Consider the following 16,118-nt stretch of genomic DNA (forward strand, 5'->3'; position numbering starts at 1 on the left):
CGCAAAGCTCGACCGACACGCAAGGTTTGAACGAATTCCTCGCGGCAGCCAGTCGGCACCGTCGCGCCTGCCCCGCCTTTCTGGCATGATCCCGCTGATTCGCAAGAGCGATCGGGGCGTGAGGCAGCTTGCGACCCCCGGCCCTGCCGATTGAGCCGACGCAACGGACAGATTATTGAACGACGCCATGGACGACAACGATCTTTTCGCCGCCCTGCCGCTTGTGACGAAGCCGGTGGACGCCTCTTCGCCTGCGGCCGCGCCGAAGGCCGAGGCACCGCGCCCGGCGACCGCCGCGCCCAAGGCCAATGCCACATCGAGCGAGAGCGAATACGGCGCCTCGTCGATCCGCGTGCTCGAGGGGCTGGAGCCGGTGCGCATGCGTCCCGGCATGTATATCGGCGGCACGGACGAGAAGGCGCTGCATCACCTGTTTGCCGAAGTCATCGACAACTCGATGGACGAGGCGGTGGCCGGCCATGCCGATTTCATCGACGTGCATCTCGATGCCGAAGGCTTCCTCACCGTCACCGACAACGGCCGCGGTATTCCGGTCGAGCTGCATCCGCAGGTGCCGGGCAAGTCGACGCTCGAAGTCATCATGACCAAGCTGCATGCCGGTGGCAAGTTCGACGGCAAGGCCTATGAGACCTCGGGCGGCCTGCACGGCGTCGGCGTCTCGGTGGTCAATGCGCTGTCCGACCTTCTCGAAGTGGAAGTGGCCCGCAATCGCAAGCTCTACCGCCAGCGCTTCTCGCGCGGCGTGCCGCTCGGCGGGCTGGAAGAGCTGGGCGACGTGCACAACCGGCGCGGCACGCGCGTGCGCTTCCATCCCGATCCGCAGATCTTCGGCGACCATGCGAAGTTCGATCCGGGCCGGATCTTCCGCATGGCCCGCTCCAAGGCCTACCTGTTCGGCGGCGTCGAGATCCGCTGGTCGTGCGATCCGGGCATGGTGGCGGAAGGCGGCGACATTCCGGAAAAGGCAGTCTTCCATTTCCCCGGCGGCCTGAAGGACTATCTGGCCGCCACGCTCGGCAAGGACTTCACCGTCACCCGCGAGATTTTTGCCGGCAAGACGGAAAAGACCGGCGGCCACGGCGCGATGGAATGGGCCATCACCTGGTATGGCGGCGACCCGCTGGTGCATTCCTACTGCAACACCATCCCGACCGCCGAAGGCGGCACGCACGAGGCCGGGCTGCGCATTGCGCTGACCAAGGGCCTGAAGAACTATGCGGAACTGACGCAGAACAAGCGCGCCAAGGAAATCACCACCGACGACGTGATGATCTCGGCCGTCGGCATGCTGTCGGTCTTCATCCGCGAGCCGGAATTCGTCGGCCAGACCAAGGACAAGCTGGCGACCGTCGAGGCCCAGCGGCTCGTCGAAAACGCCCTGCGCGACCCGTTCGACCACTATCTCGCCGACAATCCCAACGAGGCGGCCAAGCTGCTCGACTGGGTGATCGAGCGCGCCGAGGAACGGCTTCGCCGACGCAAGGAAAAGGAAGTCAACCGCAAGACGGCGGTGCGCAAGCTGCGCCTGCCCGGCAAGCTGGCCGACTGCTCGCAGAACACCGCCGAGGGCGCCGAACTGTTCATCGTCGAAGGCGATTCGGCCGGCGGCTCGGCCAAGCAGGCGCGCAATCGCGCCAACCAGGCGATCCTGCCGCTGCGCGGCAAGATCCTCAACGTCGCCAGCGCCGGTCGTGACAAGATGACCGCCAGCCAGCAGATCGCCGATCTGATCCAGGCGCTCGGCTGCGGCACGCGGACGAAATACCGCGAGGAAGACCTGCGCTACGAGCGCATCATCGTCATGACCGATGCCGACGTCGACGGCGCGCACATCGCCTCGCTGCTGATCACCTTCTTCTACCAGGAAATGCCGGAACTGATCCGCGGCAGCCACCTCTATCTCGCCGTGCCGCCGCTCTATGTCATCCGCCAGGGCGCCAAGAGCGTCTACGCCCGCGACGACGCGCACCGCGCCGAGCTGATGGAGACGGTTTTCAAGGGCAAGAAGGTCGAAGTCGGGCGGTTCAAAGGCCTCGGCGAGATGATGCCGGCGCAGCTCAAGGAAACCACCATGGATCCGGCCAAGCGCACGCTGCTCAGGGTCGATATCGACGATGTCGACTTCGAGGGCACGCGCGATGCGGTGGATGCGCTGATGGGCACCAGGCCGGAAGCGCGCTTCCGCTTCATCCAGGAGCGAGCGGCCTTCGCGGATAATCTCGACATCTAACAACCTTCGCCCGGTTAGCCTCACTCGCTCCACCGACTGCCGAGGCTGGCCGCCGCCTGGGGCGCCGAGCATTGCCTCCCCCTGACCTTCTGCGACAGAAGTCAACGGTGTTCTCTACGTGCCCCTTAGCTATCGAAGTGTGCGGCATGCAAAGAGCCCACATTTGGCCTCTAGGATTTCCTTTCGACCCAGTATTGGGCGATCAGAATTACCCCACCTCACGCTAGACGTCGTTCGGAATGACGCGCCACCGCTGGTCTGATCAGCGGCCCATGCCCCTGCGAGCAAAACTAGCTATGCCATTGATGAGATTTAACCGAATTCAAAAAATCGCGGCTTGTGCGATGCTCGCGCTTTGGACAATCGCCTGCGTTTCATCCTCACCTGCCGCGGCGGCAGATCTCTACTACACCATCTACTATGGCGACACCGTCAGGATCCCCGTCAACAGTTACGGTCAAAATGCTGTCGGATATGATCATACCAGCACTGTCGGTCTGATCGAACCGGTATACGATCTGTCTTTCGACGTGACGTACACGGCTCGAAACGGCTTTGTCGGAACGGACGTCTTCACCTACACGGCCTATAACGACGCGAACGTGGCCGTCGGCACGGATACGCTCCATATCACCGTGAAGCCAAAGATAACGTTCTCTTCATCAACCTTGCCAAACGCGAAGCAGGGAGAGGCTTACAGCCAGTCGGTGACGGCGTCTTTCAATGCTGGATCGCAGAGTGTCACATATTGGGTCAGCGCCGGCACTCTGCCGGCAGGCCTCAGCTTAGACACTCAAAGTGGGACAATCTCCGGGATACCATCGGCAAGCGGAACCTCATACTTTCAGTTCCACGCAGCGAACGGAGATGGCTACAGCGCGCTGCAATCCATGAAGATCGCTGTCGGCCCGCACATCGACGACGTAACGGCAACGGTCGCCGCCAACAGCAGCAGCAACGCAATCAGCGTCACTGTGTCCAGCGGTGAATCGGTGACCGCGGTCTCGACGCCAAGCCATGGCTCGGCCAGCATCAGCGGTTCGACGCTGCTCTATACGCCGGCCGCCGGCTATTCCGGCCTCGACGGCTTCACCTATACGGTGACCGACAGCGTCTCCGGCCTTTCAGACAGCGCCACCGTTTCCATCTCGGTTTCGGCGCCGGTGGTGACGATCAGCCCCTCTGCTCTGTCCAGTGGAACCGCGGGCGTCGCCTATAGCCAGACGCTGACGGGCGGCAACGGCACGGCGCCCTATGTCTTCTCGCTGAACAGCGGCGCCCTGCCGCCCGGTCTGGCGCTGTCTTCGTCGGGTATTCTGTCAGGCACGCCGACAACCGAGGGTTCGTACTCCTTCGTCGTGAGCGTGATCGACCAGTATGGCGCCTGGGGCGCACCGGCCTACACCCTCAACATCGCCATCGCCGCTCCCGTCGCCGGTGATGTCAGCGCAACCGTTGCGGCCAACAGCAGCAATACCCCGATCACGCTCGGCTTGTCCGGCGGCGCGGCCAGCAGCGTCGCCGTCGTCTCGGCGCCGGCGCACGGCACGGCGACTGCAAGCGGCACCTCGATCAGCTACACGCCGACCGCGGGTTATTCCGGCACCGACAGCTTCACCTATACCGCAACCAACGAAACGGGCACCTCGGCGACCGCGACCGTGTCGGTGGCCGTGACTGCGCCCGTGGTGACGATTAGCCCCTCTGCTCTGTCAGGCGGAACCGTGGGCGTTGCCTATAGCCAGACGCTGACGGGCAGCAACGGAACGGCGCCCTATTCCTTCTCGCTGTACAGCGGCAGCCTGCCTCCCGGCATGACCCTGTCTTCGGCCGGCGTCCTGTCGGGCACACCGACAACGCCGGGAAGCTATTCCTTCGTCGTGAGCGTGATCGACCAGTATGGTGCCTGGGGCGCACCGGCCTACACCCTCAACATCGCCATCGCCGCCCCGGTCGCCAGCGATGTCAGCGCGACCGTTGCCGCCAACAGCAGCGGCAACCCGATCACGCTGAGCCTGTCCGGTGGAACCGCCAGCACCGTCACCGTCGCCTCGCCGCCGGCGCACGGCACGGCGGCGGCAAGCGGCACCGCGATCAGCTACACGCCGACCGCCGGCTATTCCGGCACCGACAGCTTCACCTATACCGCAACGAACGAAACGGGCACCTCGGCGACCGCGACCGTATCGGTCACCGTGACGGCACCGGTGGTGTCCGTGAGCCCTACCACGCTCTCCGACGGAACGGCTGGCGTCGTATACAGCCAGACGCTGACGGCCGGCAACGGCACCGCGCCCTATGTCTTCTCGCTGAACAGCGGTGCCCTGCCGCCCGGTCTGGCGCTGTCTTCGTCGGGTATTCTGTCAGGCACGCCGACCACCGAGGGCAGCTACTCCTTCGTCCTCGGCGTCACGGATCAATATGGCGCCTGGGGTGCGCCCGGATACACGGTCAACATCGCCATCGCCGCTCCGATCGCCAGCGATGTGAGCGCGACTGTCGCGGCCAACAGCAGCGGCAACGCGATCACGCTCAGCCTGTCCGGAGGAACGCCCAGCAGCGTCACCGTTGCCTCGGCACCGGCCCACGGCACGGCGACCGCGAGCGGCACGTCGATCAGCTATACGCCGACCGCCGGCTATTCCGGCACCGACAGCTTCACCTATACCGCGACCAATGCCAGCGGCACCTCGACGGCGGCGACCGTGACGCTCACGGTCTCACCGGCGACGCTGGCGCTCTCGCCCTCGACCCTGCCCGGCGGCACGGCGGCCGTCGGCTACAGCCAATCCCTGTCCGCGGTCAACGGCACGGCACCCTACAGTTACGCGGTCACCTCCGGCTCCCTGCCCGCGGGTCTCGCCCTCGCCTCAACCGGCACACTCTCCGGCACGCCGACGACCGAGGAGAGCCAGTCCTTCACCGTGACAGCGACGGACGCCTATGGCGCGACCGGCAGCCAGACCTATACGCTTGCCATTGCCATCGCCGCGCCGATTGCCGGCGATGTCGGCGCGACCGTTGCAGCCAACAGCCGTGACAATCCGATCGCGCTCGCTCTCTCCGGCGGAACGGCCGCCAGCGTTTCCATCGGTACCTCGCCCGCCCATGGCACGGCGACCGTCACCGGCACGGCGATCACCTACACGCCGACCGCCGGCTATTCGGGCACCGACGCCTTCACCTACAGCGCCACCAATGCGACCGGCACCTCCGCCACCGCCACAGTATCGATCACGGTCAGCCGGCCGAGCATCAGCCTCACCCCGACCGGAACGCTGACGCTCCGACAGGGCGAGGCGTTCAGCCAGGTCTTCGCAGCCGCGGGCGGTACCGCCCCCTATCACCACGCAATCGCCGGACGTTTGCCGGAGGGCGTGACCTTCGACGCTGCGACCGCGACCCTCTCCGGAACGCCGACCGAAAGCGGCGGTTTCTCCGTCACGCTGACCGTCACCGACGCCTATGGCGCCGTCGCTACGGCCGGCCTGACGTTGCAGGTGGAAGATGCCTTGCCGGTCGCCCCCTCCGTCTCGGCGCCAATCACCCAGGGCCTGACGACTACGGTCGACCTGACCGACGGCGCAACCGGCGGTCCTTTCACCGGCGCCGACCTGATCTCGCTGTCCCCGCCTTCGGCCGGCACCGCCGTCATCGTGCTCGGCGACACCGCGGACGCCAGCGGATCGGCGGCTTTCGCCACAGCCTATGCCGCGGGCCGCTACACGCTGCGTTTCACCGCCAGTCCCGACTTCACGGGTACCGCCGTGGCGACCTATACGCTGACCAGTGCCAGTGGCACCTCGGCACCAGCCGCCATCCAGTTCCAGGTCTCGGCCCGCCCGGTCCTCTCGGCCGATGCCGATCTGGTCGGCCTCGTCGAAGCCCAGGCCGCAGCGGCAAAGCGCCTGGCGGAAGCCCAGACCGACACCGTCACGGACCACCTGAAGAGCCTGCGCCGCAAAGCCTGCCTGGAGAACAGTGTCTCGGTTTCGCTGACCGACAGCGCCGACGGCCAGGCGCCGGTTGGCGCCAATGCCGGCTGCTCGCCGATCGCCGGCGGCGACCTCGCCTTCTGGAGCGCCGGATCGGTCAGCCTTGGCGACGGCGACAGCCGAAACGGAGAGAGCGCCTTCGACTATGCGACGGTCTCGCTCACCGCCGGCCTCGACTACCGTCTCACCGACACACTGATCGGCGGTCTTGCCGTCGGCTACAGCCGTGACCGGAGCGACATCGGCGACGTCGGCACCACCAGCCTGAACGAGGCCATGAGCGCGACGCTTTATGGCCTTTACCAGCCGGGCAACGGCTTCTTCGTCGACGGACTGGTCGGTGTCGGCCTGCTCGATTTCTCCTCGCTGCGCATCACGTCATCGACGGGCGCCGAGGCAGAGGCCGACCGCAGCGGCCGGCAGGTCTTTGCCGCCGTCACCGGTGGCTACGACAGCCGCTACGGCGACCTGTCGCTCTCCACCTACGGCCGCCTCGCCGCATCGCGCTCGGTCCTCGACAGCGTTGCCGAGAGCGGCGCCGACTGGGAAAACGCCCTGCTCGGTCGCCAACAGGTCGACAGTCTGACCGCGACGCTTGGCCTGTCCCTTGGCTATGACATCGACCTCGACGATCTGGTCCTCACCCCGGAGCTCACGCTCGACTTTTCCCACGACATGCTCGACACGTCGGAGACGGTGGTGACCTATGCGGAAGACGGCTGGCCGATCGACTACGTGATACCCGGCTCCACGACCAATCGAGATCGCCTCACCGTCGGGTTCGGCATGACGCTTGCCTCCGGTCGGGCCGGAACCCTGACCGGTCGTTACGCCGCGACCATCGACCGCGACGGCATGGCCAGCCAGAGGTTCAACGTCAATCTGTCGAAAGCCTTCTAGGCAGGGGTGGTCCAGCGTGACTGCCGCCATACTCCCAGCGCCGCGCCGGGGGCGGGCGTCGCCGGGGTTGGACGTCCATGCGCCTTCCCTGCTTCAGACCGCGTCTTCGCCCTGCCGGCGAGCACCGCATTTGAGGCCGTCGATCAGCAGGGCGACCATGCGCCGCGTATGGCCGGCCGGGTCGATGCCGGTGCCGACGGCGAGGTTGCCGATGGCGCGCACCGCCGTTCCGCAAGGGGCGATCGAGACCAAGTAGACCAGTGCCGGCATTGGCCAGGCCCCCGCCATGCTGCGGAACCCATCTTGCTTTGGCTGCAATCCTCTGTTTGAACTCGCATCGGCGCCCAGGAGCGCCGGCCCAGAAGATATCGGACAAGCCCCATGCAGACCGCCATTATTGTCATGACCATTCTCGGCTGCGACGACAACGTCACTCAATGCCACTATGTCGCGACCGCGCAGGAGCACTTCGTATCGGTCGCGCTGTGCGACGCGGCTTCGGAGAAGATCCTGGCGGGGTTCTCGGGCGTGAACTACCCCATGCTGGTCGCGGTGTGCCAGCCGCCGGAAAGCCAGACGGCGGAGATCCCGTCACCGCCCGCCGACGCCAACCAGCCGGCCGAGGCCGCGACCGAGATCGCGCCGCTGCCCGGACCGGCGGCAACCCTGCCGGAGGAAGAACGCCAATCGCTCGCCGCCCGCGCCGTCGGCAAGATCCGCAAGGTTCTGCCCGACACGGCCGACATCCGCATGGTGTTCGAGACACCGCTGCACGTCGTCGCCGACAGCTATTCCTGGGTCGCCAAGAAGATTTCGCGCTAAGGGCCGATCACCGGCCGCTCCCTCAGGCGGCCAGGACGAGCCCGGTCGCATAGTCTCGCGCGCGACGCCGTTCCTCGGCCATCGCCAGTTTCGCCACCATGTCCATCAGTTCGCCGGCCGCCGCTGAGAGCGCGCCGAGGCTGTGCTGGCGCGCGATCAGAAGCGGCGCGATATTGTCCATGTCGGCGCTCGCCGACTGCACGGCATTGCGCCACAGCAGAATGGCTTCGACGAAGACCGAACTGATGTCGCGCGACAGGCCGACCGATTCGAGCAATGCGCGCACCGCATGATAGCGCGCCGTGGCGAGGATCGAGCGGACACGACGTTCTTCGAGGCTCGACAGCGTCGTCAGGGCTGAGGCGAAGAAATCGGTGCGCCCGACACAAAGCGCATGCATCAAAAAGGCGGGCGTGAGGCGCCCTTCGGCGCGCAGGTGCTCGACCAGCACCGGAAGCTCGTCGGCCGTGACCGAGCCGAGGATGGCGATGGTCGCCGCCCTGCCCGCCTCGCGGGTGATGCGTTCGATCCGTCGCGCGCCGATCGCCGCACGCACGAAGGCCGAGCCCGACAGGGCGTCGGCGACGAACTGGACCAGCAGTTGGCGGACCGCCGCCGGCAGGTCGGGGCGATCGAGCAGCAGCGAGCGCACGCCGTCATGGCCGCCATGGCGTTCGGCGATGCGCTTCAATGTGAGCCGCGCAATGCTCGCGCTCTGATTCTCAAGGAGGACAACGACCTCTTCGGCATCGCCGATTTCAGCCAGCGCACCGGCGACGCCGCGCGAAAGGCCAGGCCGGGCGGCGATCAGCGCCCGGGTGACGCCGTTGCCACGGCCGGCCAGATCCACCAGATCCGAATCGGACAATACGGGCGAACGTAGGATCGGCAGCGAGGCGATTTCCGGCTGGTCCTCGGACAGCGACACCATCAGGGCGCGCGGCGCATCGGACGAATCGGCCAGCGCCTCGGCCAGCGCCAGACGCACACGCGGCGACGGATCATCGAGCAGATAGGTCATCGCCACATGGGCGGCATTGCGCTCCGGCGGCGCCATGGCGGAGCGAAGATAGGCCCTTGCCAGCGCATTGGCCGCGCGCGCCCTGTCTCCTGCCTTTGCCGTTTCCACCCACCGAAGAAAAGCCGCAACGATCACTGAACAACCCAATCCGCGAAGAGAACACGCATGGCCGAGCGGCCACGGTTTGAAGCTAGCGGCAAAACGTTTAGATTTGGTTCACCATGTTCATTAACCCCGAGGTCGACTTGCCCATTCCCCCTGGTTTCAGCCTTGCCGGCCGCCTCCTGCGCGCGATCCTCGTCATGCCCGTCAGTACGAACGATGTCGCCTGCCCGCCGAAAGCCGATGCGCTGGCGATCCTGCCCGGCAATGCCGTGGCCGACTGGCCGTTGGCCGCAGAGATGATTCTCCGCCATCGGCAGGCCCATCCCGAGATTCCGATACTGATTGCTGTCGATTCGGGACTTGATGCCGATCGGCTGGACGAGCGCCTTGCGATCGTCATCCCCGCGCGCCCTGACGGCCTGATCGTCACCGGCGTCAGGAATGGTGCCGACCTGCAAAGGATGGATGTGATGCTCTCGGTGGCGGAAGCCGTCGCCGGGCAAGATCCCGGCGGAACCGTCATTCTCGCCATCGTCGGCGACAATCCGGCTGGCCTGCTCGATGCCGGCAGCCTAGCCGGCAGGACGCCGCGCCTGATGGCCATTGGCCGCAATGCAGCGGTTCTTGCGGCCACTTTCGGAATCGAGCGGCACTCGCCGGCTCCAGGCGCCTCCAGCGCGGTCTCGCTCAGCGGGGGGCTGACGGTCCTGGCCGCGGCAAAGGCGGGCGTGGCCGCGCTGGACTGGCTCGACCCGGCTCTTGAAGGTGAGGCGCTGGGCGAGGCCTGTGCCCGCGCGCGTGCCGATGGCTTCGGTATCCTGGCCACGGAAAACCCGGAGCAATTGGCGGCGATCGACGCCGCCTACCGCTGATCCGGCTTGGCCGGCGCCTGCGGCCGGAACAGCTCGAAGACCGGCTGTATCTCGGCATAATCCATGTAGCCCAGCCGCGTCACCGGGCGGGCGAGACCCACGTCGAACCGGCCGTCCCGGATCACGCGCTCGTCGATATGGATGCCGACCACCTGGCCGAAGACCGCGTGACTGTCGCTGTCTTCGCCCTCGATGGTCTTCAGAGTATGGATCTCCGTCACCCGGCATTCGAGCACGGCATGCGCCTCACCGACATAGGGCGCATCGACCAGTTGCCCCATGACCGGGGTGAGGCCCGCGATGGAAAACTCGTCCGTGCCATAGGGAACCGCGACGGAGGACGCGTTCATCGGATGAAGAAGATCGGCGCTGACGAAGTTCGCCGTGAACACGCCGGTCTCTTGCGCATTGCGCAGCGAATCCTTGCGGCCGCTCGACGAGAACATGACGATCTTCGGCCGGTCGCTGACCGCGTTGAAGAAGGAATAGGGCGAGAGGTTGTAACTCCCGTCCCGCCCCTTGGTGCCGATCCAGCCGATCGGCCGCGGCGCGACGATCGCCTTGAAGGGATCATGCGCCAGACCGTGCCGGTTGCTTTCCGTATCATAGAACATCAGCCTTCGTTGCCCACCCAGGTGACGATGTCGGACAGTGCCGGGCGCGGCCGCTCGGTGACCGGGAACGTCGTCGAGCCGATGTGGATGAAGCCGGCGACCTTCTCGCCCGGCCGGATGCCGAGCAGCGGATGGGCCTTCTGGTCATAGGCGAACCATTCGGTCAGCCAGTTCGACACATAGCCATGGGCATTGGCCGCCATCAGAAGGTTGAGGCAGACCGCGCCGGCCGACATCAGCTGTTCCCATTCGGGGATCTTCATATGCGGACCGGCGGTGCTGATCACGCCGATCACCACCGGCGCCCGGGTGAAGCGCGCGCGCTCCACGGCGATCATCTCCTCGGACAGTTCGGGATTCTTCTCGAGCGCCATGGCCAGAAGCGCCTCGCCGATACGGGCGCGCTCGGCGCCGCGATAGACGACGAATCGCCAGGGCGCGATTTTTCCGTGGTCGGGAACGCGCACGGCGAGCGTCAGGATCTGCTCGATCTCGGCGGTCGACGGACCCGGTTCGCACATCTGGAAGGCGGGCACCGAGCGGCGCACGGCAAGATAATCGATCAGCTTGATATCATTTTTCATATTCGGACACTTTCACGGCTCTTCTGGCGGCTGCGACGTCTTGAAATTGCCACCGCATTGGGATTGAACTTGCTGCCATTGGAGAGGAAGTCAACCAGTTGTGTCATCCATGAACGGCCATTCCCTTGCAGCCCGCTTCGTTCTCGTCGTGGCGACCCTGCTCCTCGTCCTGAGCCCGGCGCGCGGCGAAGACGCATTCAAGGCATTCAAGCAGCTCGACGGCTCGGTCAAGATGCCGAAGCTCAATGCCTTCTCACCCAATATGGGCACCGCGATCCAGCCGAGCTCGGCGCGCAATGTCAGCCTCGAGGCACGCTTGACGGGCGACGGCGAGGCGATGCAGCAGGGTCTTTCCTGGCGGGTGTTCAGCCCCATTCCCGGCGCCGACGGCAAGCTGCCGCTGCTGGCCAGCGCCGAGGGCGGCTCCGCCGACTTCCAGCTTTCCCCCGGCGACTACTTCGTCAACGTCTCCTTCGGCCGCGCCGGGGCGACCAAGAAGCTCACCATCCCGACCGCGGGCGACGTCGAGAAGCAGGTGCTCGTACTCGACGCCGGCGGCATCCTGCTCAACGCCGTGTCAGGCCCCGACACCCGAATCCCGGCCAAGGACCTCAAGTTCGACGTCTATTCGTCCGAGGCGCAGGCCGACGGCGAGCGTGGCCTGGTGCTGGCCGACGTGCCAGCCGACACCATCGTCCGGCTCAATGCCGGCACCTATCACATCGTCTCCGAATATGGCGCGGTCAACGCCGTGGTGCGCGCCGACATCAAGGTCGAGGCGGGCAAGCTGACCGAAGCGATGATCCAGCACCGCGCCTCGCAGATCAATCTCAAGCTGGTCTCCGAGGCTGGCGGCGAGGCGATCGCCGACACCGCCTGGTCGGTGCTGACCGGTTCGGGCGATATCGTCGCCGAAAGCGTCAGCGCCTTCCCGGTCATGGTGCTCGCCGAAGGCACCTACACGGCCGTCGCCCGCAACAAGGAAAAGATCTACCAGAAGGATTTCACCGTGGACGCCGGGCGCAACGAAGACGTGGAGATCCTGCTGACGCAGTGAGGCGCGACAGGGTTCGTGACCGAGACAGATCCGGGCAAGACCTTGCATACGAAAGGGCCGCAGCGATATCCACTCGTCTTCTCCCCAGCGGGGAGAAGGTGGCGCGCAGCGCCGGATGAGGGGGCCCTTGGCGCTAAGCAAAATGGCTTCCGCCCCCCTCATCGCCTCGCATCCGCTCGGCACTTCTCCCCGCTGGGGAGAAGAGGGAATCCAGCAACAGGCGCCGCACGCTCCGGCAATGGCACAACCAAGGAAAAGCTGGCAGGGGGGCAGTCAGTAGCCTAAGGGCCGCCCGGGAAATAGGCGACCCTTTCCATTTCAGGCGCCGGCCTGAGGCCGGCACCATGGCTAAGATCAGGCCCTGGCAGCCTTGGCCGCCAGCTTGCGCTTCAGGTCAGGCGCGGTTGCCTCGAGGCTGAGCGATGCGATCGCCTCGTCCAGCGTCATCGACACCTGGTCTTGCGATCCGAGGCGGCGGATGTTGACGGTGCGCTCTTCGGCCTCGCGCTTGCCGCAGACGATGATCACCGGAACCTTGGTTACCGAATGCTCGCGGACCTTGTAGTTGATCTTCTCGTTGCGGAAGTCAGTCTCGACGGCAAGCCCCGCTTCGCGCAGCACCTCGGCGACCTCGCGGCCGTAGTCGTCCGCATCCGAGGTGATCGTCGCGACGACCGCCTGGACCGGTGCGAGCCACAGCGGCATGTGACCGGCGAAGTTCTCGATCAGGATGCCGAGGAACCGTTCCATCGAGCCGCAGATGGCGCGGTGGATCATCACCGGCTGGGTCTTTTCCGAGTTCTGGTCGATGTAGAAGGCGCCGAAGCGTTCCGGCAGGTTGAAGTCGACCTGCGTCGTGCCGCACTGCCATTCGCGGCCGATGGCGTCCTTCAGCGTGTATTCGAACTTCGGACCGTAGAAGGCGCCCTCGCCCGGCAGGATGCCGGTCTTGATGCGGCCGCCGGACTGCGCCTCGATCTGCTGCAACACCTCCGTCATCACCGATTCGGCGCGGTCCCACAGGTCGTCCGAGCCGACGCGCTTGTCGGGACGGGTCGACAGCTTGACGACGATCTCGCTGAAGCCGAAGTCCTCGTAGACCGAGAGAATGAGGTCGTTGATGCGCAGGCACTCGGCCGCCAACTGCTCGTCGGTGCAGAAGACATGCGCGTCGTCCTGGGTGAAGCCGCGCACGCGCATCAGCCCGTGCAGCGCGCCCGACGGCTCGTAGCGGTGCACATTGCCGAACTCGGCGAGGCGGACCGGCAGTTCGCGGTAGGACTTCAGGCCGTGCTTGAAGATCTGGATATGGCCCGGGCAGTTCATCGGTTTCAGCGCGAAGACGCGTTCGTCCTCGTGCTCCTCACCGGCGACGGTGACCTTGAACATGTTGTCACGGTACCAGCCCCAGTGACCCGAGGTTTCCCACAGCGACTTGTCGAGCACCTGCGGCGCGTTGACTTCCTGGTAGGTGCCGGCCAGACGGCGGCGCATATAGGCCACCAGCGTCTGGAAGATGCGCCAGCCCTTGCCGTGCCAGAAGACGACGCCCGGGCCCTCTTCCTGGAAATGGAACAGGTCCATTTCGCGGCCGAGCTTGCGGTGGTCGCGCTTCTCCGCTTCCGCGAGGATATGCAGGTAGTTGTCGAGCTGTTCCTGCTCGGCCCAGGCCGTGCCGTAGATGCGGGTCAGCATCGGCTTGGTGGAATCGCCGCGCCAGTAGGCGCCGGCCACCTTCATCAGCTTGAAGGCCGTGCCGATCTGGCCGGTAGACGCCATGTGCGGGCCGCGGCACAGGTCGAACCAGTCGCCCTGGAAATAGATCTTCAGGTCCTGGTCGGCCGGGATCGCATCGACGAGCTCGACCTTGTAGGCCTCGCCCTTGTCGGCAAAGACGTCACGGGCCTTGTCGCGCGACCAGATTTCCTTGGTGAACGGCTTGTTGCGCTGGATGATCTCCTTCATCCGCTTCTCGATCTTCGGCAGATCTTCGGGCGTGAAGGGCCAGTCCTCGCGCGTGTCGGGATGGACACGCTTGAAGTCGTAGTAGAAGCCGTTTTCGATCACCGGACCGATGGTCACCTGGGTACCGGGCCACAATTCCTGAACCGCCTCGGCCATCACATGGGCCGTGTCGTGGCGGATGAGTTCGAGGGCGCGCGGATCCTGTCGGGTGACGATCTCGATGGCGCCGGTTTCGACCGGGTCGGACAGGTCGCGCAGCGTGCCGTCGAGCGTGATGGCGAGCGCCTTCTTGGCCAGCGACTTGGAGATCGCTTCGGCAACCTCGCGGCCGGTCGTGCCGGCGGCGTAAGCGCGGACGGAACCGTCGGGGAATGTGAGGGAAACGGATTCTGACATGGTTTGCTCCTTATCCAGTCCCGCCAACCAATGCGGGTGGTAAAAAAAGACCGGCTCGGCCGGCTATCAACGCGCCGGGTGATAATGCCAAAACGGCCGTGAGTAAAGATTATGTTGGACGATCACGGCGTCCAGAAAGCCCGCGCCGCGGGCGGCAGGCTCGCCAGGACGCGCTCGAACGCCGCGGGATCGACATGGCGGCGAAGGGCGGATGCCACATCGGCTATGGCGGTTTCGGTGGAGAAATTGTGGTCCGGGCGCAGCTCCCTTGCCTCGCGGCTCATCGCCTGGCGCGACGCAAAGGCCCTGATCGGCTCCTCCACGTTCCAGTCGCTGACGAAGATCGCCCGCAGCACGGGCGGCAGGACATCGGCGAAGCAAAGCGCCTGCTGCACCGTCAGACGTCTGCGGAAGACCTGCAGCACGCCCTGCAGCATCGTATAGGCCTGGTGCGTGGTCGTCAGCATCGAGGTGTCGCGCAGGTCCTCCATGAAGCTGTCGAAATCCCGCGACGCCTGTCGGTATTCCATCGGCATGGGCATGAGGATCAGTGCTCCTTCTCGCCCGTCTTCCGCCCCGCCCGCCAGTAGGACCACGGCGCCCACCAGCGCACGTCGCGGGGCAGCTGTTCCGGCACCGGATCGACACCCCAGGTGCCGCCCGGACCGCAACGGCCAACCCGAAACAGCGTCAGCCACCCGCCCGACCACAAGCCGTGGCGGGCGATCGCCTCATAGCCATATTCGGAACAGGTCGGCATGTGACGGCAGGAATTGCCGATCAGGCTCGACAGCGTCAGCTGGTAGAGGCGGATGAGGCCCATGCCGAGCAGCCGGTCGGGGGTCTTGGCGAACGGTCCGGACCAGTTGCGCGAGCGGCTTTGACCGCCGGGCTCCTTGCCGGAATGCCCGCATCCCGGGGCGTTGCACATCTCAGCCGGCCACGGCGACGGCCGCGCCCTTCGGCTCGATCTGGTCGAGGCAGTCGACCACCGCCTCGAAGGTCAGCATGGTGGAGGCGTGGCGGGCCTTGTAGTCCTTGACCGGCTTCAGGAAGCGCATGTCCTCGAACCGGCCGGAAGGCCCCTCGCCGCCGTCCTTCAGCATGGCGAGCATGTCGATGCGCGCCTGGCGGATTTCCGCCGGCGTCGCGCCGATCACATGGCGCGCCATGATCGACGACGAAGCCTGTCCGAGCGCGCAGGCCTTCACCTCGTGGGAAAAATCGCTGACCAGGCCATCAGCCATCTTCACATAGACCTTGACCCGCGAACCGCACAGCTTCGAGTGCTTCTCGGCGCTGGCATCGGCATCGGCGAGCTTTCCCGTCCGCTCGATATTGCCGGCGAATTCGAGAATCCTGGAATTGTAAATGTCGTCCATGATCGGCCTGGAGCTTTCCTGAAACGGCTATACGTCATTGGGTGCGAAGCGGATTGTCGCCACCTGCGCGACACTGTGTTGCGCCCGTGTTCCTTCACACTTCCCAAGTCGCTATTATATGTAAGGTCAGAACTCGGTCCAAACAAATCACGCG

13 protein-coding genes are annotated in these 16,118 nt (G+C 65.6%); 5 read left to right on the top strand and 8 right to left on the bottom strand.

The features are described from left to right. Positions 1 to 187: 187 nt before the first annotated feature. Together parE and L867_RS24320 are read left to right on the top strand one after the other, a co-directional pair. Complete coding sequence (gene parE / locus L867_RS0101870; protein WP_028735306.1) at positions 188 to 2,251, top strand: DNA topoisomerase IV subunit B; 2,064 nt, start codon at positions 188 to 190, stop codon at positions 2,249 to 2,251. A gap of 344 nt (positions 2,252 to 2,595) precedes the next feature. Beyond that, a complete protein-coding gene (locus L867_RS24320) occupies positions 2,596 to 7,146 on the top strand; it encodes an Ig-like domain-containing protein (protein WP_169734059.1) in 4,551 nt (1,516 codons plus the stop codon). 93 nt (positions 7,147 to 7,239) lie between these two features. Here L867_RS24320 and L867_RS27260 read toward each other — a convergent pair whose 3' ends face one another. Then, positions 7,240 to 7,416, bottom strand: a complete 177-nt coding sequence (locus L867_RS27260) for a hypothetical protein (RefSeq protein ID WP_156951550.1) — start codon at positions 7,414 to 7,416, stop codon at positions 7,240 to 7,242. A gap of 111 nt (positions 7,417 to 7,527) precedes the next feature. Between L867_RS27260 and L867_RS0101885 the strand changes: the two genes are divergently transcribed. Then, positions 7,528 to 7,968 carry an alpha/beta hydrolase family protein gene (locus tag L867_RS0101885; protein ID WP_028735307.1) on the top strand — a complete coding sequence of 147 codons (441 nt, stop codon included), beginning with the start codon at positions 7,528 to 7,530 and terminating at the stop codon, positions 7,966 to 7,968. Between the two features lie 22 nt (positions 7,969 to 7,990). Here L867_RS0101885 and L867_RS0101890 read toward each other — a convergent pair whose 3' ends face one another. Continuing rightward, complete coding sequence (locus tag L867_RS0101890; RefSeq protein WP_028735308.1) at positions 7,991 to 9,124, bottom strand: DUF2336 domain-containing protein; 1,134 nt, start codon at positions 9,122 to 9,124, stop codon at positions 7,991 to 7,993. A 110-nt stretch (positions 9,125 to 9,234) separates the two neighbouring features. Here L867_RS0101890 and L867_RS26280 point away from each other — a divergent pair, with 110 nt between their 5' ends. Beyond that, the gene (locus tag L867_RS26280) at positions 9,235 to 9,966 is read left to right on the top strand and encodes a hypothetical protein (RefSeq protein ID WP_146086573.1); all 732 of its coding nucleotides are present in this window, start codon (positions 9,235 to 9,237) and stop codon (positions 9,964 to 9,966) included. Here L867_RS26280 and L867_RS0101900 read toward each other — a convergent pair. Beyond that, a complete protein-coding gene (locus L867_RS0101900) occupies positions 9,957 to 10,580 on the bottom strand; it encodes a flavin reductase family protein (RefSeq protein WP_028735310.1) in 624 nt (207 codons plus the stop codon). The two genes, L867_RS26280 and L867_RS0101900, sit on opposite strands and share 10 nt — an antisense overlap. After that, positions 10,580 to 11,164, bottom strand: coding sequence for a nitroreductase family protein (locus L867_RS0101905; protein ID WP_028735311.1), 585 nt, complete (start codon positions 11,162 to 11,164; stop codon positions 10,580 to 10,582). The genes L867_RS0101900 and L867_RS0101905 overlap by 1 nt, the downstream gene beginning before the upstream one ends. Positions 11,165 to 11,273: 109 nt before the next feature. On the opposite strand from L867_RS0101905, the gene L867_RS0101910 reads away from it, so the two are divergent. Next, complete coding sequence (locus tag L867_RS0101910; RefSeq protein ID WP_028735312.1) at positions 11,274 to 12,221, top strand: hypothetical protein; 948 nt, start codon at positions 11,274 to 11,276, stop codon at positions 12,219 to 12,221. A gap of 354 nt (positions 12,222 to 12,575) precedes the next feature. On the opposite strand, the gene thrS is transcribed toward L867_RS0101910, so the two are convergent. The 4 genes from thrS to L867_RS0101930 form a co-directional block, all read right to left on the bottom strand. After that, entirely contained in the window at positions 12,576 to 14,582 is a 2,007-nt protein-coding gene (thrS, locus tag L867_RS0101915) for a threonine--tRNA ligase (RefSeq protein WP_028735313.1), read from the bottom strand. A gap of 122 nt (positions 14,583 to 14,704) precedes the next feature. Beyond that, entirely contained in the window at positions 14,705 to 15,124 is a 420-nt protein-coding gene (locus L867_RS0101920; protein WP_028735314.1) for a DUF2267 domain-containing protein, read from the bottom strand. Between the two features lie 5 nt (positions 15,125 to 15,129). Beyond that, positions 15,130 to 15,513 (bottom strand): membrane protein insertion efficiency factor YidD, encoded by a 384-nt coding sequence (gene yidD / locus L867_RS24330; RefSeq protein WP_037172321.1) that lies wholly within the window; start codon positions 15,511 to 15,513, stop codon positions 15,130 to 15,132. A 1-nt stretch (position 15,514) separates the two neighbouring features. After that, positions 15,515 to 15,964 (bottom strand): iron-sulfur cluster assembly scaffold protein, encoded by a 450-nt coding sequence (locus L867_RS0101930; RefSeq protein ID WP_028735315.1) that lies wholly within the window; start codon positions 15,962 to 15,964, stop codon positions 15,515 to 15,517. Positions 15,965 to 16,118: the final 154 nt, after the last annotated feature.

Origin of the sequence: Paenirhizobium selenitireducens ATCC BAA-1503 (assembly GCF_000518785.1) — a bacterium.
Lineage (GTDB): Bacteria > Pseudomonadota > Alphaproteobacteria > Rhizobiales > Rhizobiaceae > Allorhizobium > Allorhizobium selenitireducens.